Source organism: Micromonospora sp. NPDC023737 (genome assembly GCF_040639715.1).
Classification (GTDB): domain Bacteria; phylum Actinomycetota; class Actinomycetes; order Mycobacteriales; family Micromonosporaceae; genus Micromonospora.
In genome coordinates this window covers 80,367-101,834 of sequence record NZ_JBFAAL010000013.1, presented here as the reverse complement: position 1 = coordinate 101,834, position 21,468 = coordinate 80,367, and the positions used below count along the sequence as shown (strand labels likewise).

Annotated in this window: 17 protein-coding genes and 1 riboswitch; of the genes, 9 read left to right on the top strand and 8 right to left on the bottom strand. The window is 74.0% G+C overall.

Features of this window, described 5'->3' with window-relative positions; genetic code table 11:
• Positions 1 to 27 precede the first annotated feature (27 nt).
• The 3 genes from cobO to cobN are packed head-to-tail and all read right to left on the bottom strand — an operon-like array spanning position 28 to position 6,511.
• Complete coding sequence (cobO, locus tag AB0F98_RS24320) at positions 28 to 639, bottom strand: cob(I)yrinic acid a,c-diamide adenosyltransferase (RefSeq protein WP_355151038.1); 612 nt, start codon at positions 637 to 639, stop codon at positions 28 to 30.
• Positions 639 to 2,846 (bottom strand): magnesium chelatase subunit D family protein, encoded by a 2,208-nt coding sequence (locus tag AB0F98_RS24315; protein WP_357739250.1) that lies wholly within the window; start codon positions 2,844 to 2,846, stop codon positions 639 to 641. The genes cobO and AB0F98_RS24315 overlap by 1 nt, the downstream gene beginning before the upstream one ends.
• A complete protein-coding gene (gene cobN / locus AB0F98_RS24310) occupies positions 2,843 to 6,511 on the bottom strand; it encodes a cobaltochelatase subunit CobN (RefSeq protein WP_357739247.1) in 3,669 nt (1,222 codons plus the stop codon). The genes AB0F98_RS24315 and cobN overlap by 4 nt, the downstream gene beginning before the upstream one ends.
• 339 nt (positions 6,512 to 6,850) lie before the next feature.
• Positions 6,851 to 6,980: riboswitch (cobalamin riboswitch) on the bottom strand.
• Positions 6,981 to 7,307: 327 nt separating this feature from the next.
• On the opposite strand from cobN, the gene AB0F98_RS24305 reads away from it, so the two are divergent.
• Entirely contained in the window at positions 7,308 to 8,015 is a 708-nt protein-coding gene (locus AB0F98_RS24305; protein ID WP_357739244.1) for an MBL fold metallo-hydrolase, read from the top strand.
• A gap of 28 nt (positions 8,016 to 8,043) precedes the next feature.
• Here the strand turns inward: AB0F98_RS24305 and AB0F98_RS24300 are convergent, their stop codons facing one another.
• Positions 8,044 to 8,382 (bottom strand): hypothetical protein, encoded by a 339-nt coding sequence (locus tag AB0F98_RS24300; protein ID WP_357739406.1) that lies wholly within the window; start codon positions 8,380 to 8,382, stop codon positions 8,044 to 8,046.
• Positions 8,383 to 8,524: 142 nt separating this feature from the next.
• On the opposite strand from AB0F98_RS24300, the gene AB0F98_RS24295 reads away from it, so the two are divergent.
• Positions 8,525 to 9,205: a hypothetical protein gene (locus AB0F98_RS24295; protein WP_357739241.1), complete on the top strand. Its 681-nt coding sequence runs from the start codon at positions 8,525 to 8,527 to the stop codon at positions 9,203 to 9,205.
• A 389-nt stretch (positions 9,206 to 9,594) separates the two neighbouring features.
• Here the strand turns inward: AB0F98_RS24295 and AB0F98_RS24290 are convergent, their stop codons facing one another.
• Complete coding sequence (locus AB0F98_RS24290; RefSeq protein WP_357739238.1) at positions 9,595 to 10,836, bottom strand: MFS transporter; 1,242 nt, start codon at positions 10,834 to 10,836, stop codon at positions 9,595 to 9,597.
• A 219-nt stretch (positions 10,837 to 11,055) separates the two neighbouring features.
• Here AB0F98_RS24290 and AB0F98_RS24285 point away from each other — a divergent pair, with 219 nt between their 5' ends.
• Entirely contained in the window at positions 11,056 to 11,769 is a 714-nt protein-coding gene (locus tag AB0F98_RS24285) for a phospholipase (RefSeq protein WP_357739236.1), read from the top strand.
• Between the two features lie 90 nt (positions 11,770 to 11,859).
• Here the strand turns inward: AB0F98_RS24285 and AB0F98_RS24280 are convergent, their stop codons facing one another.
• Together AB0F98_RS24280 and AB0F98_RS24275 are read right to left on the bottom strand one after the other, a co-directional pair.
• Complete coding sequence (locus tag AB0F98_RS24280) at positions 11,860 to 13,002, bottom strand: FUSC family protein (RefSeq protein ID WP_357739233.1); 1,143 nt, start codon at positions 13,000 to 13,002, stop codon at positions 11,860 to 11,862.
• Between the two features lie 136 nt (positions 13,003 to 13,138).
• Positions 13,139 to 13,567: an NUDIX domain-containing protein gene (locus AB0F98_RS24275; RefSeq protein WP_357739230.1), complete on the bottom strand. Its 429-nt coding sequence runs from the start codon at positions 13,565 to 13,567 to the stop codon at positions 13,139 to 13,141.
• 64 nt (positions 13,568 to 13,631) lie between these two features.
• Here AB0F98_RS24275 and AB0F98_RS24270 point away from each other — a divergent pair, with 64 nt between their 5' ends.
• Both AB0F98_RS24270 and AB0F98_RS24265 read left to right on the top strand, forming a co-directional pair.
• A complete protein-coding gene (locus tag AB0F98_RS24270) occupies positions 13,632 to 14,363 on the top strand; it encodes an HD domain-containing protein (protein ID WP_357739227.1) in 732 nt (243 codons plus the stop codon).
• Positions 14,364 to 15,173: 810 nt separating this feature from the next.
• Positions 15,174 to 16,175: a hypothetical protein gene (locus AB0F98_RS24265; protein WP_357739224.1), complete on the top strand. Its 1,002-nt coding sequence runs from the start codon at positions 15,174 to 15,176 to the stop codon at positions 16,173 to 16,175.
• 58 nt (positions 16,176 to 16,233) lie between these two features.
• Here AB0F98_RS24265 and AB0F98_RS24260 read toward each other — a convergent pair whose 3' ends face one another.
• Entirely contained in the window at positions 16,234 to 17,682 is a 1,449-nt protein-coding gene (locus AB0F98_RS24260; protein WP_357739221.1) for a Gfo/Idh/MocA family oxidoreductase, read from the bottom strand.
• Positions 17,683 to 17,921: 239 nt separating this feature from the next.
• Here AB0F98_RS24260 and AB0F98_RS24255 point away from each other — a divergent pair, with 239 nt between their 5' ends.
• From AB0F98_RS24255 to AB0F98_RS24240, 4 genes are read left to right on the top strand one after another with little or no spacing between them, the layout of a single operon-like run.
• A complete protein-coding gene (locus AB0F98_RS24255; RefSeq protein WP_357739218.1) occupies positions 17,922 to 18,800 on the top strand; it encodes a sugar isomerase in 879 nt (292 codons plus the stop codon).
• Positions 18,797 to 19,753 (top strand): 1-phosphofructokinase family hexose kinase, encoded by a 957-nt coding sequence (locus AB0F98_RS24250; RefSeq protein ID WP_357739215.1) that lies wholly within the window; start codon positions 18,797 to 18,799, stop codon positions 19,751 to 19,753. The genes AB0F98_RS24255 and AB0F98_RS24250 overlap by 4 nt, the downstream gene beginning before the upstream one ends.
• Complete coding sequence (locus tag AB0F98_RS24245) at positions 19,753 to 20,637, top strand: class II fructose-bisphosphate aldolase (RefSeq protein ID WP_357739213.1); 885 nt, start codon at positions 19,753 to 19,755, stop codon at positions 20,635 to 20,637. Before AB0F98_RS24250 ends, AB0F98_RS24245 begins: the two co-directional genes overlap by 1 nt.
• Positions 20,634 to 21,464, top strand: a complete 831-nt coding sequence (locus AB0F98_RS24240) for a DeoR/GlpR family DNA-binding transcription regulator (protein WP_357739210.1) — start codon at positions 20,634 to 20,636, stop codon at positions 21,462 to 21,464. The genes AB0F98_RS24245 and AB0F98_RS24240 overlap by 4 nt, the downstream gene beginning before the upstream one ends.
• The last annotated feature ends 4 nt before the right edge of the window (positions 21,465 to 21,468 follow it).

Here is a 21,468-nt window from a genome sequence, read left to right as displayed (position 1 = left end):
CCGGGGTCGGGACGGCCGGGGCGGGCGTCACCACTCGATGCCCTTCTGGCCCTTCTGACCGGCGTCCATCGGGTGCTTGACCTTGGTCAGTTCCGCGACCAGATCGGCCGCCTCGACGAGCCGCGGGTCGGCGTCCCGGCCGGTGATCACCACGTGCTGGAAGCCGGGGCGGTCGGCGAGCGTGCCGACCACCTCGTCGACGTCCACCCAGCCCCACTTCATCGGGTAGGTGAACTCGTCGAGCACGTAGAACCCGTACCGTTGCGCGGCGAGGTCGCGCTGGATCTGCCGCCAGCCCTCCAGCGCGTCGGCGGCGTGGTCGGCCTGGTCGCCGCGCTGGATCCACGACCAGCCCTCGCCCATCTTGTGCCAGGTCACCGGGGCGCCCTGGCCGGTACGCTCGTGCACCTCGCCGAGCGCGCGGAGGGCGTTCTCCTCCCCCACCCGCCACTTGGCGCTCTTGACGAACTGGAACACCCCGATCGGCATTCCGGCGGTCCACGCGCGCAGGGCCATGCCGAACGCGGCTGTCGACTTGCCCTTCATCTGTCCGGTGTGGACGACGAGCAGCGGGCGGTTCCGGCGCTGCCGGGTGGTGAGCCCGTCGGCGGGCACGTTGGTGGGCTTTCCCTGCGGCATCAGGCGGCGCTCCTTGGGCGGATGGTGGACGAGCTGCCGGTCTGCCCCGGTGCCGGGGTGCCCGGCGCAGCCGGGCGGGCGGTGGCGAGGCCGACGAGCGGGTCGGTGGCCACCCGGTCCAGCGGGTGGTGGTCACCGCCCAGCTGGGTGGCGAGGCGCTGGGCGAGGCCGAGACGTACGGGACCGGACTCGCAGTCCACGACGACGCAGGGAGCGCCGGTGGCCGCCAGCACGGTCGCCGCGCGGGCGGCCCGATCGAGGGGACGCTCACCGCTGGTGGCCCGCCCGTCGGTGAGCACCAGCACCAGGGGGCGGCGACGCGGGTCGCGCAGCCGCTCCACCCGCAGCAGCTCGGTGGCCGCGAGCAGACCCTCGGCCAGCGGCGTACGCCCGCCGGTGCGCAGGTCGGCCAGGCGGGCCGAGGCGGCGAGCACCGACGACGTGGCGGGCAGCAGGGTCTGCGCCCCGGTGCCGCGGAACGCGACCACGGCGACCTTGTCGCGCCGCTGGTAGGCGTCGGTCAGCAACGCGAGCACCGCCCCCTTGACGGCGGACATCCGCTGCCGGGCCCCCATCGACCCGCTGGCATCGACCACGAAGAGCACCAGGTTGCCCTCGCGTCCCTCGCGGACCGCCTCGCGAAGGTCCGTCGGGTGCAGCCGCAGCGGCCCGGTGCGGCGGCCCCGGCCGACCTGGTGCGGGGCGGCGGCGCGCAGGGTCGCCGGCAGGTGCAGCGCGCCGGGACGACCGGCCGGCAGCCGGGCGCCGGTGGTGCGACCGCGTCCGGTGCGGGCGCGCGAACGCCGGCCGGGCACGCCGTCGCCGACACCGGGCGCGGTGAGCAGCCGGGCCTTCAGGCCCGGAACCGGTACGGCGACCGGCTGACCGCCGGAGCGCGGGTCACCGTCCGAGGTGCCGGTCGCCTCGACGGGCCCCGCTCCCTCCGCGGGGCCGGACTCGGCCCGCGCGTCCGGGTCCGGCGCGGACGGCTCCTCCCCGCCGTCCGCACAGGCCTCGGCCTCCCCGCCGGTCGGGCCGTGCCCGTCCCGGCCGGCCGTTGCGTCGCCGCCCGCCGGTCCGGTCGCGTCGCCCGGCGGATGCCCGTCGCCCGGGCCACCACCGGGCCCGCCGCCGGACGGTCCGCCGTCCGGAGCGCCGCCGGACGGTCCACCCGGCGGATCGTCGTCGGGTTCGTCGTCGCCGGCGCGTTCGAGCGCCTCGTCGAGCCGTTTCTCGTCCAACCCCGGCGTGTCGAACGGGTCGCGGCGCCGCCGGTGCGGCAGTGCCAGCCGGGCGGCCGCCCGCACGTCCTCGACGCCGACCTGGTCCCGGCCGTGCCAGGCGGCGTGTGCGATGGCGGTACGCGCGGTGACGATGTCGGCCCGCATGCCGTCCACGTCGAACGCGGCGCAGACCTCGGCGATCTGCCGCAGCGCGGCGTCCGGCAGGCGTACCGCGCCGAGCCGCCGCCGCGCCCCGGCCACCCGGCCGGCGATCTCCGCGTCCGCGTCCGCCCAGCGAGCGGCGAAGCCGGCCGGGTCGGCGTCGGCGGCGAGCCGGCGGCGGACGACCTCGGCCCGGATCGCGGGTTCGCGGCTCGCGGCCACCTCGACGGTGAGACCGAACCGGTCGAGCAGCTGCGGACGCAGCTCCCCCTCCTCCGGGTTCATCGTGCCGACCAGCAGGAACCGCGCGGCGTGGCTGACCGAGACGCCTTCCCGCTCGACGTGGCTGCGGCCCATCGCGGCGGCGTCGAGCAGCAGGTCGACCAGGTGGTCGTGGAGCAGGTTGACCTCGTCGACGTAGAGCACCCCGCGGTGCGCGGCGGCGAGCAGTCCCGGCTCGAAGGCGCGCACGCCCTCACCGAGCGCCTTCTCCAGGTCCAGCGAACCGACCACCCGGTCCTCGGCGGCGCCGACGGGCAGCTCCACCAGCCGCGCCGGACGCCGCTCGGCGACGGCGTCGGCCGGGTGCGGACCGTCCGGGCAGCCGGGGTCGGAAGCGCCCGGGTCGCACTGGAACCGGCAGCCCGCCACCTGGTCCACCGGGGGCAGCAGGGCGGCCAGCGCCCGCACCGCGGTGGACTTGGCGGTGCCCTTCTCGCCGCGTACCAGCACGCCGCCGATGGCCGGGCTGACCGCGTTGAGCAGCAGGGCGAGCCGCATGTCGTCCATGCCGAGCACGGCGCTGAACGGGAACGTGGTCATGCCCGGTCCTCCAGATCACCCTCGCTGGTCAGGTACGTCTCCCGGAGCCGTTCCAGGGTCGCGGGGTCGGGCTCGGCCCAGAGCCCCCGATCGGCGGCCTCCAACAACCGCTCGGTGATGCCGCGCAGCGCCCACGGGTTCGACTCGGTGAGGAACTCCCGCGTGGTCGGGTCGAAGACGTACGCGGCGGCGAGCTGCTCGTACATCCAGTCGTCGACCACACCTGCGGTCGCGTCGTAGCCGAACAGGTAGTCCACGGTGGCGGCCAGCTCGAACGCGCCCTTGTAGCCGTGCCGGCGCATCGCGGCGATCCACCTCGGGTTCACCACCCGGGCGCGGAACACCCGGCGGGTCTCCTCGCCCAACGTCCGGGTACGCACGTCGTGCGGCATCGCCGAGTCGCCCACGTACGCGGCCGGCGCGGCGCCGGTGAGGTGACGCACCATCGCCACCATCCCGCCGTGGTACTGGAAGTAGTCGTCGGAGTCGACGATGTCGTGTTCGCGGGTGTCCTGGTTCTTCACCGCGACCGCGATGCGGGCGAAGGAGCGTTCCATGTCGACCCGCGCCTCCCGCCCGTCCAGCCCCCGGCCGTACGCGTACCCGCCCCAGACCGCGTACACCTCGGCCAGGTCGGCGTCGCTGCGCCAGTTCCGGGCGTCGATCAACGGCAGCAGGCCGGCCCCGTACGCGCCGGGTTTCGAGCCGAAGATGCGGGCGGTGGCCCGGCGCTCGTCGCCGTGCTCGGCCACGTCGGCGGCGACGTGGGCGCGGACGAAGTTGTCCTCGTGCGGCTCGTCGAGGGCGGCGACCTGCCGGACCGCGTCGTCGAGCAGGGCGACCACGTGCGGGAAGGCGTCCCGGAAGAAGCCGGAGATCCGTACGGTGACGTCGACCCGGGGGCGGCCCAGTTCGGCCAGCGGCACCACCTCGACGCCGGTGACCCGGCGGGAGCGGTCGTCCCAGGTGGGGCGGCAGCCGATCAACGCGAGGACCTCGGCGATGTCGTCGCCCTGGGTACGCATGGCGCTGGTGCCCCAGACGGTGAGCCCGACCGAACGCGGGTACTCGCCGGTGTCGGCGAGGTGCCGGGCCAGCAGCGAGTCCGCGAGCGCCACCCCGACGTCCCAGGCGTTGCGGCTGGGGATGGCCTTCGGGTCGACGGAGTAGAAGTTGCGCCCGGTGGGCAGCACGTTGACCAGGCCACGCGTCGGCGAGCCGGAGGGCCCGGGCGGCACGAACCGGCCGTCCAGGGCGGCCAGGGTGTGCGCCAGCTCGTCGGTGGTCCGGTCGAGCCGGGGCACCAGTTCGGTGGCGGCGAAGCGCAGCAGGGCGGTCGCGTCCGGCAGATCCCGGCCGGTGACCTCCGCGACCACCGCGTCGGCCTTCTCGACGTCCCAGCCGAGGGTCTCCATGCCGACGACGAGCCGACGCGCGAGGGCCTCGATGAGGTCGACCGCGTCGGCGGCGGTGACGGCCGGCCCGGTCACCGTGTCGGTCAGCGCGGCGGGGACGTCCAGCCGTGCGCCCGGCGCGGCGAGCAACGCCGCCTCGTCCAGCCCGTAGCCGGCGGCCAGGGCCTGCCGCAGCCCGGGCAGGGCGCGACTGCCGCCCCACACCTGCGGCGCCCGCAGCACGGCGAGGACCAGGTTCACGCGGACGTCGCCGGTCGGCGCGGCGGCGAGCACGTGCAGACCGTCGCGGATCTGCACGTCCTTGACCTCGCAGAGGTACCCGTCGAGGTGGAGCACGAAGTCGTCGAAGTCCTCGGCGGCGGGCATCTGTTCGGTGTGCAGGTCGTGGTGCAGCTCGGCGGCGCGCACGAGCTGCCAGATCTGCGCCTGCACGGTCGGCACCTTGGCCGGGTCGAGGGCCTGCACTGTCGCGTACTCGTCGAGCAGCTGCTCCAGCTTGGCCAGGTCGCCGTACGTCTCGGCCCGCGCCATCGGCGGTACCAGGTGGTCGACGACCACCGCGTGTGCGCGGCGCTTGGCCTGCGTACCTTCCCCGGGATCGTTGACGATGAACGGGTAGACCAGCGGCAGGTCGCCGAGGACGGCGTCCGGGGCGCAGTCGGCGGCCAGCCCGAGGCCCTTGCCGGGCAGCCATTCGAGGGTGCCGTGCTTGCCGAGGTGCACCACCGCGTCGGCGCCGAAGCCACCGTCGGTGGGCGGGGCGGCCAGCCACCGGTACGCGGCCAGGTAGTGGTGGCTGGGCGGCAGGTCCGGGTCGTGGTAGATGGCGATGGGGTTCTCGCCGAAGCCGCGCGGCGGCTGGATGAGCAGCACCACGTTGCCGAAGCGCAGCCCGGCCAGTACGACGTCGCCGCCGTCGGTGTACAGCTCGCCGGGCGGCTCGCCCCAGTGCGTGCGCATCCGCTCGCGCAGCGCGGCCGGCACCTCGTCGAACCAGCGTCGGTAGACCTCGCCGGGCACCCGCGCCTCGGCGGCGGCGAGCTGCTCGGGGGTGAGCCACTCGACGTCGTGGCCTCCGGCGGCGATCAGGGCGTGGATCAGGGCGTCGCCGTCGTCCGGTGGTGGCGCGTCGCCCAGGTCGTAGCCGGCGTCGGCCAGTGCGCCGAGCAGCCGCACCGCCGAGGCGGGGGTGTCCAGGCCGACGGCGTTGCCGACCCGGGAGTGCTTCGTCGGGTACGAGCTGAGCACGATCGCGAGGCGCTTGTCGGCGTTCGGCAACCGGCGCAGCCGGGCCTGCCGCACCGCGATGCCGGCGACCCGGGCGGCGCGCTCCGGGTCCGCGGCGTAGACGGAGAGGCCGTCGGCGTCGATCTGCTTGAACGAGAACGGCACGGTGATGATCCGGCCGTCGAACTCCGGTACGGCCACCTGCATGGCGGCGTCCAGCGGGGTCAGCCCGGCGTCGGAGCCGGCCCACTGCTCGCGGGTGCTGGTGAGCAGCAACGCCTGGACCACCGGCACGTCGAGCGCGGCGAGCGCGCCGACGTCCCAGGCGTCCTCGTCGCCGCCGGCGGAGGCGTCCGCCGCGACCGCGCCGCCGGCCGCGAGCACCGTGACCAGCAGTGTGTCGCAGCGGGCGAGCAGCGCCAGCGGACCGGCGCCTTCGGTCAGGCCACGCAGCGATCCGCAGTAGACGGGCAGCGCGTTCGCGCCGGCCGCCTCCACCGCGTCGGCGAGGGTGTCCACGAAGGCGGTGTTGCCGGCGAGCGCGTGCGCCCGGTAGAAGACGATGCCGACGGTCGGCCGGTCCGGTTCGGTGGCCCGGTCCCCGTGGACGCCGTACGCCGGGGTGGGCGCGGGCGGCGCGAAGCTCTCGCCGGTGAGCAGCACCGTGTCGGAGAGGAACCGGGCCAGCTGGGCGAGGTTCTCCGGGCCACCCTCGACCAGGTACGCCAGGGCCTGGGTCGCGACGCCGGCGGGCAGGGTGGAGGCCGCCATGAGCTCCGCGTCCGGCGTCGGCTCGCCGCTCAGCACGACCGTCGGCACGCCGGAGCCGAGCACCGTGGCCAGGCCGTCCGGCCACGCCGGTCGGCCGCCGAGGAGCCGTACGACGGCGACGTCCACCCCGTCGAGCAGCGCGGGCACGGACTCGGCGTCGACGCGGGCCGGGTTGGCCAGCCGGTAGTCGGCGCCGCTGGCGCGGGCGGCGAGCAGGTCGGTGTCGGAGGTGGAGAGCAACAGGGTACGCACGGATGGCTCCGGAGAGTGACGCCCGGGTCGCCGTACCGGCGGTCGGGCTGAGGGAGTGGATGGTGCGGGGTTCAGCGGAGGCGGCCAGCCGGCCGGGGCCGGCCGTTCACCGTCGACGTGCCGTACGGGTCAACCGGCGCGGCCGGAAGCGCCCGCGGACCGTCCGATGTGGTCGGTCGAGGTGGCAGCGCCGGGGTCGGCGGCGCGGCGGGCGCGATATCGCAAGGGTGCGCTGATGGCTGCGGGCCGGTCACGGCAATCGCCGTCGGCGCGGTGGACGCGGTGCGTCATCGGGTCCTCCTCGGGTTTCCACGCCCTGGGGTCACATCCCGACGGCCGAAGTATCCTGGCTCCCGGATCGATGCTCACCCCCGGCCTTCCAACCGCGCACGCACGGCCGTGACTCACGAGGGGGGATCGCTCCCCGGTGACAGTGGCGGGACCGCGCCGGAATCGCACCGGCTTCCTTCACTGCCGTCAGGCCGCGAATGCTGCCACACCCGTCGCGGCCGGTCAACGCCGCCCCGACCGGGCGACCAGCACCGAGCGCATCCCCACACGTCGGCGAAAGGCATCGAGGTTCGTCGTCCTGACGTAGTGTCCGACGCCTATCGCCTCGACGCTCGCGGGACCTCCGCCACCGACCTCCGGCGGCCTCCTCCGGTACCGACGCCGACAGCGGCGGGGCGGCGCGTAACCGCTGGCCGGTCGGCAGATGACGGGCCGCACGGCCTACGATCGACCGTCGAAGGGCAAGCGTCCACGGTCGATCCGGGGGGAGATCGCCATCATCGGTATGCGGTTCCACCGTCTCGCCGGGCGGGTGTGGGTCTGCCCCGGCGATCCCGACCCGGCGGCCGTCCAGGCCGGCGTCGCAGTGGTGGCCGACGAACGCGGCAGTGTGATGATCGACGCGGGGCAGAGCCCGGCACACGCCCGCGAGATCCGCGCCGCCCTGCGCGAGGCGGGGCTGCCGGAACCGCGCTGGCTCGTCTACACCCACCACCACTGGGACCACGTGTGGGGCGCCTGCGCCTGGCCCGGCGTGGAGATCGTCGGGCACGTGACCGGCCAGGAGCTGCTACGCGCGGAGGCCGCCCGGCCCTGGAGCCACCGTTACCTGCGCGAGCAGGTCCGGGCCAACCCACGGCTCGCCCCGAGTTTCCGGGCGCGCGCGTTCGCGGTGGACTCGTGGGACGACTTCGCGGTACTGCCTCCGACCCGTACGTTCACCGACTCCGACGAACTGCCGGTGGGGGTGCTCCTGCGCCATGTCGGTGGCCGGCACGCGCCGGACTCGACGGTGGTGCTGGTGCCGGACTCGCGGGTGATGCTCCTCGGTGACAGCTTCTACCCGCCGCCGGCGCACCTGCGCGAGCCGGACGACGGCCCCGACCTCGCACTCGTCCGCCGGCTGCTCGACGACGACTACGACTGGTACGTCGACAGCCACGGCGAACCGATGACCCTCACGCAGGCCCGGTCCGAGGCCGGCGCCGGCTGAACCGTGTCGACAGGTACCGGATCCGCCGTCAGCGGAGCCGGCGCTCGGGGTGGGCCCGGTTCCAGGCACGCATCCGCTCCGGGTAGCCGGTGCGGGCGGCCTCGTACAGCGGAACGGCGTGCCGTCGTGCGATGGCCGCCGCCGCCCGGGGTGAGCCGGTACGGCGGCGGATCCACTCCCCGTCGTAGGCGACGGCAACCACTGTGGTGTCGGTCGCGGTGGTCTCCGGCTCCAGGTAGAACTCGACGCCGCGGCGGCTGGCGATGAACGCCTCCAGCGCGGCGAGGTCGTCCCGGGTCGCTTCCCGGTCGAGCTTCGTCGGGGTCCCCCCGTTGGCGGCGCGGGGCCGCCGGTTGAACCAGCCCATGCCCGGCTCCTCTCCCTCGGCGTCCCTCCAGTTCAGCACCGCCACCTGTCAATACGCTGCGAGCGGGATGGGAGGACGCTGGCCGCCGACGGCGGGTCGGGGGGTGCCCCGGGTAGCGCGCGGCGGCGGTTAGGGTCGGGCGGTGTCCGGGAAGCGCGCGGCGGCGGCGCGCAACAACGCCGAGTGGTGTGACATCGTCTGCGAAAGTCATGGCCTGCCCGGCCGCACGGACGCCGACGCCTGGTCGGTGCCGCGCCGCTCCCCGCCCTGGTACCCGGACGCAGTCACCCTGCGGCCCGGCGTCGCCGCCGAGACGCTGCTCGGCCGGATCGACCGGGGGCCGGGCGCATCGGTCAAGGACAGCTTCGCCGACCTCGACCTGCGGCCGTACGGCTTCCGGGTGCTCTTCACCGCCGACTGGATCCATTCGCCGGCCGCTCACCGGCCGACCGAGCCGACGGGTGAGCCGGGATCGCCGCTGACCCCGGTCGGCACGCCGGACGGGCTGGCCACCTGGGCGGCGGCCCACGGCGGGGGTGAGCTGTTCCGCCCGGCGCTGCTGCGCGACCCCCGGGTGACCGTACTCGCCCGGTACGCCGACGACGGCACGGTGACCGGTGGCGCGATACTCAACCGCAGCGGCCCGGTGACCGGCGTGTCCAACGTCTTCACCGTCGCCGGCGACGTGTCGCCGATCTGGGCGCGCCTCCGCGCCGCCGCCGGTACCGCGTTGGTGGGTTACGAGGCCGGCGACGACCTCGCCCCGGCGCTGCGGGCCGGCTTCATGACCGCCGGGCCGCTGCGGGTGTGGGTACGCGACTGACCCGCACCGCCCTCCTTGAGGAGCCCCGGCACCACCGTTCGGATGAGCCCGACGCCCCAGCGTCCCTGCCCTCATGAACCCGGCACCGCCGGCGCCGCTGCCCCGACGAACCCGACACCGCCAACGCGGTACGTCCTGCTGCGCTTCCCGACGCCGGGCACGCCACCGTCCTCACGACCGTGATACCTGAGAGGCATATATATGCCTCTCAGGTATCACGGTCGTGGGCATCCCCGGCCCGAACGCCGCCACCCTGCGCGCGGGCCACGGACTCCACCGCCGCGTTCTCCGCAGAGCCGGACGAATCCGTCGTCCTCCCGGTAGGCTGTGGTCCCCCCGGCGTCAGGTGCCCGCGGCGGCGGTGGTCTCGTCGATAGGCATCGGTGACCCTAACCAGCGCTCGGGCGGGGCGGGCGCATCACCGGCACCAACGCCAGCGCCGGCACGAGCAGCAGCGGCACCACGAGCAATGCGTGCAGGATGCCGACCCGGTCACCGAGCATGCCGAGCAGCGGTGGCCCGCCGAGGAACGCCGTGTAGCCGATCACCGCGACCACGCTGACCCGTACGGCCGCCTTCTCCTCCTCGTCCGCGGCGGCGCTCATGCCTACCGGGAAGCCCAGCGACGCCCCGATGCCCCAGAGCGCGACCCCGACGATGGCCACCGGCCCGGAGCCGGCTAGGACCGCGAGGACGGCCCCTACCGCCGCGAGCAGGATCGTCGCGATCAGCACCGGCACGCGGCCCCACCGGTCGAGGGCGATCGTGCCGACGGTGCGCCCGAGGGTCATGCCCACCACGAAGACGCCGAAGACCGCGGCGCCGGCCGCCTCGCTGAGGTCGTGGCCGTCCACGAAGGCCACCGCGAGCCAGTCGTTGGCGCTGCCCTCGGTGAACGCCATCACCAGCACCAGCAGGCCGATCAGCAGGGTTCGCGGCTCCCGCCACACGGCGAGCAGGACACGGCGTCGGGCCGCCGCGCCGGCCTGCGTCGCGGCGCCGACTCCGGTCTCCGCCGGCGGCAGGAAGAGCCCTGCGGCGTACAGCGTGCCGGCCAGCACCAGCACGGCGATCACGGCGAGGTGCGCGCCGACCGGAACGTCGAGCCGCGCGGCACCGGCGCCCAGGCCCGCCCCGGCCACCGAGCCGAGACTCCAGGCGGCGTGGAAGCGGGGCAGGATCGTACGGCCCAACCGCCGCTCGACCGCCGCGCCTTCGACGTTCATGGCGACGTCGCAGGTGCCGGAGCCGTAGCCGAAGGCGAACAGACCGACCGCGACGGCGAGCGCCGAACCGGTCAGGCCGGCGGCCAGTCCCGCCCAGGCGAGGCCGAGCGCCACCACGAGGGTGGCCAGCCGTACCGATCGGGCGGTGCCGAGCCGCTGGGTCAGCAACCCGGCAGTGGGCATCGCGAGCAGCGCGCCCGCCGAGACGGCCAGCAGGAGCAGCCCGAGGCGTCCGGCGCTGAGCCCCAGTTGCTCGCGGGCGGCGGGCACCCGGGAGAACCAGGTGGCGACGGCGAGACCGTTGAGGGTGAACACGATGGCCACCCCGTTGCGCGCGGACCGGACCACCCGCGGCACGGCCGACGTGGTCGCCGGATCGGCTGGGGATGCGGTGGCGGCACTCACGGGGGTCTTTTCCTTCCATCGGACGGCGTCTCGGCTCGATCGGACACCTGAGAACGCTCTCACCACAAGCCGGTTCCGACCGTACCGGCCGTCACATCCGTAGGGGGAGCCCTGCGCTCGATGCCGACGAGGCGACAAGGGGGCCGTGGTGGGGCGGTTAACCGGCAACTCGACGGGTAACCGCCGCGCACATTCGCCGACAGCGAGGAGCGGTGACCCGTGTCCGAACCCGCGCCGCCGCACCGGCAGCCGGAGGAGAACCACCGGCACGGTCGGCTCACCGCCCGACCCGGCCTGCCGGTCGGTCCGGCCACCATCGGCCTGATCCCGATGACCGACTCCGACGGCGGGATGCTCGCCCTGCTGTACGCCCCGGCACCGTCCGAGGACCGGCCGTACCGGCTGGTGGTGATGATGCACGGGGCCGGCGGGTCGGCACGCCAGGGGCTGGACCTGCTGCTCCCCGTCGCGGACGCGCACCACCTGCTGCTGCTCGCACCGCAGGCGGCGGCGAGCAGCTGGGACCTCATCGCCGAGGGGTTCGGGACCGACGTACGGCGCATCGACGGCCTGCTGGAGTCCGTCTTCGCCGGTTATCCGGTCCAGGACGTCGTGCTCGGCGGTTTCTCAGACGGCGCGTCGTACGCTCTCTCGCTGGGGTTGACCAACGGCGACCTGGTCGCCGGCGTGGTGGCCTTCTCCCCCGGTTTCTCGGCGCCGCTGGTCACGCACGGCCGGCCACGAGTGTTCGTCTCGCACGGCGTCGACGACCGGGTGCTTCCGATCGACGTGTGCAGCCGCCGGCTCGTTCCTCGCCTGCACGACCTCGGCTACGACGTCACCTACCAGGAGTTCCCCGGCGGCCACGAGGTCCCTCAGGAGATCCGCACCGCCGCCGCCGACTGGTTGACCCCCCGCCGCGACACGCGTTGATCATGAAGTTGTTGCCTCGACACACCGGGCTGGAGCGCAATAACTTCATGATCACCGGAGTGGAGCGACCGGGGGGATGGTGGGGGTGGGTTAGAGCGGGGGGAGGCCGACGGCCTCGTCGACGCGGCCGAGGACGGTGCGGTCGTCGTCGGCGCTGACGCCACGGAGCAGGTCGATGGCGGTCGCGCGGACCTGCCCGATGATCATGACCAGGGGCAGGGATCGGCCCGGAGTGAAGAGACCACCGGCGGTGCGTACGGCGACGAGCGCCGCCCGGTCGGCCCGCGCGGCGTGCCGGTCGGCGACGTCGTCACGCCCCTGAAGGTCGGCGGCGAGCGCCTCTCCGGCCGCGCGGACCGCCGCCGCCAGCGAGCGCAGCGCCACACCCAGATCGGCCGGCACCGCCGTGGGCTGGCGGGTGAGCGTCACCCCGGCTCGGGCGAGCACCCGGACGTTGCGTACCGCGTAGTCGACCTGCCGGATCGAGGTGTCCACCGAACGCAGCCGGCCGATGTGCCGACGTCGGCGCAGGTGCAACCAGAGCGCCTCCCCGGCGGCGAGCACCTCTTCGCGCAGCCGGTCCACCCGGGCGTCCATCTCGCGGGCGTGGCCCAGCGCGGCTCGCGCGGCCGGCTCGTCGTGCCGGTTCAGCGCGTCGGCGATGTCGGTGAGCAGCCCGGCCATCTCGTCGAACGTGCTGCGGACCTCGGCGACCAGCGGAGCCAGCGGGCGGCGGGCGTCGACCAGTTGGCTGGCGGCCAGCGCGATCCCGCCCCCGATCAGCGCGTCGACGAACCGGAACGGCACGAGCCCCTCGGTCGGCGGCGCGACGACCACCAGGTAGAGGGCGGAGACGGCGGCCTGCACCAGGCTCACCCCGGTCGCGCCGACCGCTGCGGCGAGGACGACGGTGAGCAGGATGACGGTGAAGACCGTCCCGGTACTGCCGCGGCCGAGGGCCTGGATCACCAGGTCGGCGACGAGCACGCCGCCGGCCACCCCGAGCACCACCTCGACGGCCCGGCGCAACCGCTGCCCTCGGGCCTGACCGAGAACGATCAGGGCGGCGGCGGGTGCGAAGAACGGCTCCGGGTGCCCGAGCAGCCGGGTGGCGAGGATCCAGGCGACCGTGGCGGCCAGGGTCGCCTCCACCACCGGGCGCCAGCCGTGGCGCAGCCGTCCGACGGCCACCCGCAACCAGCCCATCCGGGCCATCACCGTCCCCTCGCCCACGCCCGTAAACCGACACCTGATCGTCCACCAACCGGACGGTGACCGCCCACCGGCCGGGCGGGCAGGCCGCGGTGGGTGCGGCGCAGCTCACCAGGCGCACGGGCCCGGGCGGCCGCGGCCGCGGCCGCGGCGCAGGTCAGCCGATGGCGGCGGCGGTCAGGCGGGCGTGTTCCGGTGAGGCGAGGAAGCGAGCCAGCACCTCGGCGGTGCCCGGGGTGTACGGCCGCCCGTCGAACAGCTCGGCGGCCGGCACGAAGACGATCGCGGCGCCCTCGCCGAGCACGACGTCCTCCTGCCGGGCCCGGGTGGCACCGCAGAAGTAGTGCTTGACCCGGCCGACCTCGGGCACCTCCTGCCGGGCGAAGTGGCGCAGCCCCTGCTCGGCGCGGAGCCCGGTCTCCTCCCACAGCTCCCGCTCGGCGGTCTGCTCCGGCGTCTCGCCCGCCTCCGCGTGCCCGCCGGGCAGGCCCCACGCGTTCGGGTGGAACGTGGCGTTCCCGTCACGTAGTTGCATCAGCAGCCGCCCGTCTCGGTCGACCAGTAGTACGCAGGCGATTGTGATCACGACGCGAGCCTAGCGAGCGCGCTGCGGGACAGCCCGCCCGATGGTGATCGGCTATAAGTGACGCATGGATTTCCCCCCGTACCTGGGCAGCATGCCGATGCACGCGATCACCGAGATCCACGGTGAGCCGGGCCTGCTGGAGCGCTTCCGGTTGGAGATCCGGTCCTTCGACGAGGCGGCTCGGGAGCGGTTGACCGCCGCCCTGGACCTCGCCGCCGAGCTGCACCGCGACGACCGCCGGGTCCGCGAGCCGTACCTGAACCACCTCCTGCGGGTGGCGATCCGGATGATGCACCACTACCAGGTGCGCGACGTCGACGTGATCGTGGCGGGGCTGCTGCACGACACGGTTGAGGACCACCCGGCCGAGCTGGCCGGGGACGTCGCGGCCGGCGACGACCTCACGCCCGCGGCGCTGGCCACGCTCGCCGCCCGGTTCGGGCCGCGGGTCGCCCGCCTGGTCGCCGCGGTCACCAATCCGCGGTACGACCCGACGCGCGACCGCGACGAGCAGTACCGCGAGCACGTGGCCGCCAGCCTCGACCGGGATCCCTGGGCACGGGTGATCAAGGTGTCGGACTTCACCGACAATGGAGTGGGTGTGATCCACACGGTGGGGCCGAAGGTGGAGTCCTCCGCCCGCAAGTACCGGCCGCTGGTCCCAGTCTACCGGGAGCTGGTCACCCGACCCGACACTCCCCTGTCGGCCGAGGTGAAGGCGCACATCCTGGGCCAGCTCGATCTGGCCGAGGAGCGGTTCAGCGCGATCCTGGACCAGCCCGCCCACAACCACTGACGCGCTGACCTGCCGTTGCGCTCGGCACTCGCATTGCGCCCGACGCCGCCCTCCACCCGGCACGGTCTTCCGCCCCACGCCGGCCAGCCCGGCGCGGCCTTCCGCTCCACGCCGGCCGGCCCAGCACGGCCTTCCGCCCCACGCCGGCGGGGCCGACCGGACGCAGAGCCCGTCTCGACCCGACCTGGCAACGCGCGCCGCTCGCCTGAAACCCGGCCCGTCGTGTCCGGTCGGCACCATCGCCGGGTCCTGTCGAGCTGCCCCAGATCTGGGGCAGCCACGATCAACTCGCCTTCACTGATGTCGGGGTCTCCTTGGCGGCGGGACACCCCGACTTCAAGGACTCCGAGTCGATCACCGCGGATCCCGAGTCGATCCTGCGGATCCCGAGTCGATCCCTGCGGGTCCGGAGTCGATCCCTGCGGATCCCGAGTCGATCACCGCGACCCGCCCGTGGGATGTCGCGTACCTAGATCCGGGTCGGCCGGCCCGCCCCACATTTGGGGCAGCTCGACAGGGTCCGCACAGTACAGGTCCGGCAGGCTGCGGTAACTACTCCATGACGTCCGATGGACCGGAGATGCTCGCTGATCGGCCGCTTCAGGCACTGAACGACGGAGACCGGTCGACCGGACCGGGCGTACCGCATCGCCAGGTCCGCCGATGCCGGTCGGGAGCCCGTCACTTCGTGGGGTCGACCGACCGTTGTTCACCTTGAGGACGGAACCCTCACCGAGCGGGTCGGTGGCCGACTGCGTTCGGCGCGCGTCCGCGCGAGCCTCCTCGTCGATCGCGTTGGAAAGGGGTGACATGACGGACGCCCCCGACCCGAAGCCGGTGCCCGGCAACCGGTGGCGGCGGGCCACCGCGAGCGCGCTCGACCGGAGCCGCCGGACCGGGGCCCGCGCCGGGAAGTGGCTGGCGCAGCGCTGGCAGCAGACCGTGGACCTGCTTCGGGGCTTGGAGCCCACGACGGCGTACGCGCCTCCGCCCCAGGCCGCGCCCGTGCGGCTGACCCAACGGCGGGACGCGGAGATCGCCGTGCCCGCGCAGGGTTACATCTACGCGTTCGTCATCCGGGCCAGCTTCGCCTGGTCTGCCGAGAATCTCCGCCCGGAGCTGCTCAGCTGGCACGCTCAGCACCTCCAGCCGCTCGCCGTGCAGCAGCTCACCCGCCTCGCCGCGGACCTCGCCCGCACCACCGCGCCACACCACGCCGGCGAGCTCGAGGTGGAGCTCCAGCGGGCGATCGCGGGCGCGGGCTGGACCTGGCCCCACGCACAGGGGACAGTGACCGGCAAGCCGGACGCCTGGGTGCGGCTCGACGAGCGGGTCCAGCAGGCGCTGCTGCCCTACTCGCAACGGCGGGTCACCCTCGAATCCGAGTACGAGCTGCACCTCGCGCGGGCCCGCAGCGCGCAGCAGCTCGCCGACCGTTGGGCGACCATTCTGCGCGAGTACGCCGACACCGCCGCCGAGGCCGGCCCGGAGACGCAGGAGGGGCTGATCGACGCGGCCCGCCGGATGATGGGCCTGCAACGCATCGCCGCGCAGTGGATCGAGGATCTGCTCGCCGAGCGACCTCGCGCCGCCAACTGGTTCGACCAGTTGCCACCGCCCGTGCCGGAACCGCCTCCGGCACCGCCTCAGGCACCGCGCCGGACCCGGCACGAGCCCCGCGACGCACCCCGTGACGTGCCCCGCGAGGCACGCCGCGACACGCCCCGTGACGTGCCCCGGCAGCCGGCGCCGCCATCGGCTTCGGCGCAGAACGACGCCCCGGCCGACGGCGATCCGACCGTCCAGACGTGATCGCGTACGGCTGGGCGCCGCGCCGTTCAGCGGGACGGCGCGGCGCCGGTAGGCCGGTTCAGCCGTTCTTCAACCACGGGTCCTCGGGCTTCGGCCGGTCGAACGTGGGCCGCGCCCGCTGCCAGTGCCCGCGGGTGAAGTCGGGCATCTTGACCGGGCGCATCCGGCCGGTCTTCAGCGACTCGTGGCTGAGTGGGATCACGGAGCACCAGGCCGCCGAGTCGTACACGTCGATGTCGGGGGTCATGCCGAGCCGCATCAGCTGGACGAGACGCCAGATGGAGACGAAGTCGCCGCCACCGTGACCGCCGTACTGGTCGGCCAGCTCCTCCAGCGTGGGCCAGAGCCAGTGGTCGTGCTGCCGCAGGATGGCGTTGTAATCGTTGCCCGTCCGCCAGGTGTGGTTGTCGTGGCCGAGCGACTCGAGGTAGACCCGGGAGTTGTCCAGCTCGATCGAGCCTCGGGTGCCGGTGAGGGTGGTCTCGCGGCTGTACGGGTGCGGCGAGTTCACGTCGTGCTCGACCCGGATGAACCGGCCGCTGGTGGTGGTGACGAAACAGGTGTGCCGGTCACCGGAGATGTAGGGCCGGTCGTCCCAGGACGAGTGGTCCGGCTCGACCCGCGGGTCCTCGGAGCGGAACAGCGCGAGCGCCTTGGGCACGGACGCCACGGCCAGCAACTCCTCGAACCGGTCGCCGCGGTTGATGCCCAGGGCGGCCGAGACCGGACCCAGACCGTGCATCGGGTAGTGCAGAGCGTTCATCCGGGTCTGCCAGCGACGCCGCCAGTGCTCCGGGTAGTACGCGCCGCCGAACAGGTACGGCCAGCGCAGGTCGTGCACGTAGCCGCCGGAGGCGTGCTGGAGGTCGCCGAAGATCCCCTGCCGGGCCATGTTGAACATCGCCATCTCGGGCCGGAAGTAGTTGACGTTCTCCAGCAGCATGCAGTGCTTGCGGGTCCGCTCCGAGGTGCGGACCAGGTCCCAGATGTCGTCGAGGTGGGGGGCGATCGGCAGTTCCACGGCGACGTGCTTGCCGTGCTCCATGGCCGCCTTGGCCATCGGGTGGTGCCACTCCCAGGGAGTGGCGATGTAGATGAGGTCGATGTCGTCGCGCCGGACGAGGTTGAGGAAGTCCTCCTCACCGTCGGAGTAACCGGCGGGAGGCTTGTCCTGGAAGCCCTGCTGCATGATCCGGCTGATCGTGCGCTCGACCCGGTCGGGGCGGATGTCGCAGACGGCGGTGACGGTGGCCACCGCACCGAACCGGCGGTCCTGGTCGCCACCGCGGTTACCGAGACCGATGAGCCCGACGCGAACCTGTTCGAAGCCCTCGAACGGTACGTCGACCATGCTCTTCTCGTCGCGGCCGCGGGCAGGTTCGTGTCCGCCCGGGTCGGCGTCGGCGGGGGCGCCCACGGCACCGGTGAGACCGGCTGCGGCGCCCAGCACGGCACCGGACCGGAGCAGGTCACGGCGGGACGGATTGAACTGGGCTGGCGGGGTCACGTGATCACTCCCTACCTGAAGGGGACCTGATCGAACTTGCCTGCTTGCGTCGTTCAGTGAGCAGTGTCGATCAGACAGGCATCGATGGCAAGGGGTGGTCCGCCGCCTTCAGCGTGACCTGACTGGATAAGAATTCGTGGATTGCCATGCATGAGGATGACCGTTTACGCTCGCATGGCCGTCAGATCGCGCGATTTCGCGCCGGGCGAGATGCGCCGTGGGCAGCGGTTCGGAGCGCCATGACACACGTCGAGCAGGAGATCGCCAGCCAGCCCCGATGCTGGCAACGAGCAGTCACACAGGCCGACGGTCACGCCGGACGGTTGCCACGCCACGGCGAACGGGTCGCCGTCGTCGGCTGCGGCACATCGTGGTTCATCGCCATGGCGTACGCCAGGCTCCGGGAAGGAGCCGGCCTCGGCGAGACCGACGCCTATCCGGCGTCGGAGTTCCCGGCGCGGCGCCGCTACGACCGGGTGCTGGTGATCAGCCGCTCCGGTACGACCACCGAGGTGCTGGACGTGCTGCGCGCCGTCCGGGGCCGTACGCCCAGCTCCGCCGTGCTCGGCGATCCCCGGTCGCCGGCGGTGTCCCTGGTGGACGAACCGGTCTGCCTGCCGTACGCCGACGAGAAGTCCGTCGTGCAGACCCGGTTCGCGACGACCACGCTGGCGGCGCTGCGGGCGCACCTCGGCCAGGACATCGACCAGGCGGTACGCGACGCGACCGAGGCCCTGACCGCTTCCCTGCCGCTGGATCCGGCGGCCCTGGAGCAGGTCACGTTCCTCGGCCGGGACTGGACGGTCGGCCTCGCGCACGAGGCGGCGCTCAAGTGCCGCGAAGCCGCCGGCTTCTGGGCCGAGGCGTACCCGGCGATGGACTACCGGCACGGCCCGATCGCCGTCGCCGGCCCCGGCCGCGCGGTTTGGGCATTCGGAGCCGTTCCGGCGGGACTTGCCGAGCAGGTGGCCGCCACCGGCGCCACCTTCGTGCACAGCGCGCGCGACCCGATGGCGGAGCTGGTCCTCGCGCAGCGACTCGCCGTCGGCCTGGCCACGCGACGGGGGCTCGACCCGGACGAGCCTCGGCACCTGACCCGCTCGGTGATCCTGACGTGAGCCGCGAGGACGCGGACAGCAGCGGTACGCCGGCCGGACGGATCCTCACCGTCACCCTCAACGCGGCGCTGGACGTGACGTACCACGTGCCCACCCTGACGCCCGGCACCACCCACCGAGTGGCCAGGGTGGACGAACGAGCGGGCGGCAAGGGCGTCAACGTCGCCCGCCTGCTGCACACCCTCGGCGTCCCCGTCGTGGCCACCGGCCTGGCCGGCGGCGCGTGCGGCACACGGGTCCGGTCCCTGCTCGCCGACGAGGGGGTGCCGGAGCGGTTCGTGCCGATCGCGGCCGAGTCCCGGCGCACCGTGGTCGTCGCGGAGCCGAACTCGGCGACGGGGCTGTGGGAACCCGGGCCGACGGTCACCCCGGACGAGTGGGACGCCTTCCGCACCCGGTTCACCGAACTCGTACGCGGCGTCGCGGCGGTTGTGCTCTCCGGCTCCCTGCCCGGCGGGGTGCCGGTCGACGCGTACCGGACGCTCATCGAGGCGGCCCGGCGTGCCGGCGCGCGGACCGTGCTGGACAGCAGCGGGGAGGCGTTGCGCGACGGTCTGGCCGCCCGACCGGACCTCGTCAAACCGAACGCCGAGGAGCTCGCCGGCCTCGTCGGGGCCGCACCGCCCTGGCCGGCTGCCGCGCTCGACGCGGTGCGCGCGCTCGACGCCCCTACCGTGGTCGCCTCGTTCGGCCCGGACGGGCTGCTCGCGGTGACCGGCGAGGGCGCCTGGCACGCGTACGTGCCGCAGCCGGTGGCCGGCAACCCGACCGGCGCCGGAGACGCCTGTGTCGCCGCGCTGGCCCGCGGTCTGCTCCGGCAGCGTCCCTGGCCGGAACGGCTCGCCGAGGCGGTCGCGCTGTCGGCCGCCGCGGTCCGGGCGCCGGTGGCGGGAAGCGTGGACCTGTCCGACTACCGGCAGCTGCGCCGGGCCGTGATCGTCAAGGAGATGTGATGCCACTCGTCCCGACCGGGCAGGTCGTCGCCACGGGACCGGTCTGCGCGTTCAACGTGATCACTCTGGAGCACGCCGAGTCGATCGTCGCCGGTGCGGAGGCCGCCGGTCGGCCCGTCGTGCTCCAGGTCAGCGAGAACGCCGTACGGTTCCATCGTCGGCTCGCACCGGTCGCCGCCGCGGCGCGGGCCGTCGCGGCGACCGCCACCGTCGACGTGGCGCTGCACCTCGACCACGTCGTCTCGGCCGACCTGTGGCGCCAGGCGCCGGAGCACGGCTTCGGCTCGGTGATGATCGACGCATCCCGGTTGCCGTACCAGGAGAACGTCGCGGCCACTCGGGAGGCGGCCGACTTCGCCCATGCGCACGGGCTCTGGGTCGAGGCCGAGCTGGGCACGGTCGGCGGGAAGGACGGTGAGCCTCCGACCGACCCGCACGCTCCCGGCGCCCGTACCGAACCGGCCGAGGCCGTGGCCTACGTGGCGCAGACCGGTGTGGACGCGCTCGCGGTCGCGGTCGGCTCCGCGCACGCCATGACCGTGCGCAACGCCGTGCTGGACCATGACCTGATCGGGCGGCTGCGGGCGGCGATCGCGGTGCCGCTGGTGCTGCACGGCTCGTCCGGGGTCCCCGACGAGGAGCTGCGCCGGGCCGTCGCCGGCGGCATCGGCAAGGTGAACATCGGTACGGCGTTGAACGTGGCCCTCACCGGCAGCGTGCGCGCCACCCTGGACGTACACCCGGAAATGGTCGACCCGCGGCGCTGGCTGGCACCGGCCCGCGAGGCGATGGCCGAGTGCGTGGCGCGCTTCTGCCGGATCGTGTCCGCCGACGCGGCGGCCGGGGCCGACAGCGGGCTGGCGTCGACCGGGGTCGTGCCGTGACCTCGACCGAGACCACGCCGGGGGCCGCCGCAGGTGGGATGGCCGACCGGTCCCGCCGGTTGCAGGCGCTGCTGGAGCTCCTGGCCGCGCGGGATGGGCGGCTCTCCGTCGCCGAGGGCGCGGCCGCCCTGCAGGTCTCCGAGGCGACCGTCCGTCGCGACTTCACCGCCCTCGCCGAGCAGCAGCTGGTGACGCGCACCCACGGCGGGATCGTGGCCAGCTCGGTCGCCTACGACCTACCGGTGCGCTACCGGTACCGCGGGGACCGCAGCACCAAGGAGCGCATCGCGGCGACCGCCGCCGGGCTCGTCGAGCCGGGCAGCGTCGTCGGGTTGAACGGGGGCACCACGACCTCGGCCACCGCCCGGCACCTCGCGGCCCGGCCCGAGCTGACGCAGGTCACCAACCGGCCGGCCCTGACGGTGGTGACCAACGCCTTGAACATCGCCACCGAGATGGTGCTCCGGCCGTCCGTACGCACCGTCATCCTCGGTGGGGTCGCCCTGCCTCAGTCGTACGAGCTGACCGGGCCGTTGACCAGCATGGTGATGCGGTCGCTGTGGCTGGACGTGCTCTTCCTCGGCGTCGACGGCTTCTCAACGGACGGGACGTCGTGCCACGACGAGAGCGAGGCGGGCATCGACGCGCTGATGGTCAGCCGGGCCCGCCAGGTGGTCGTGGTGGCCGGCTCGGAGAAGCTGGGGCGGCACTCCTTCGCCAAGATCTGCGACGCGTCCGCGGTGCACACCCTGGTCACCGACGACGCCGCCGACGAGCGGATCGTGGCGGACCTGCGCACGGCCGGCGTGACCGTCCTGCTGGCCTGACCTT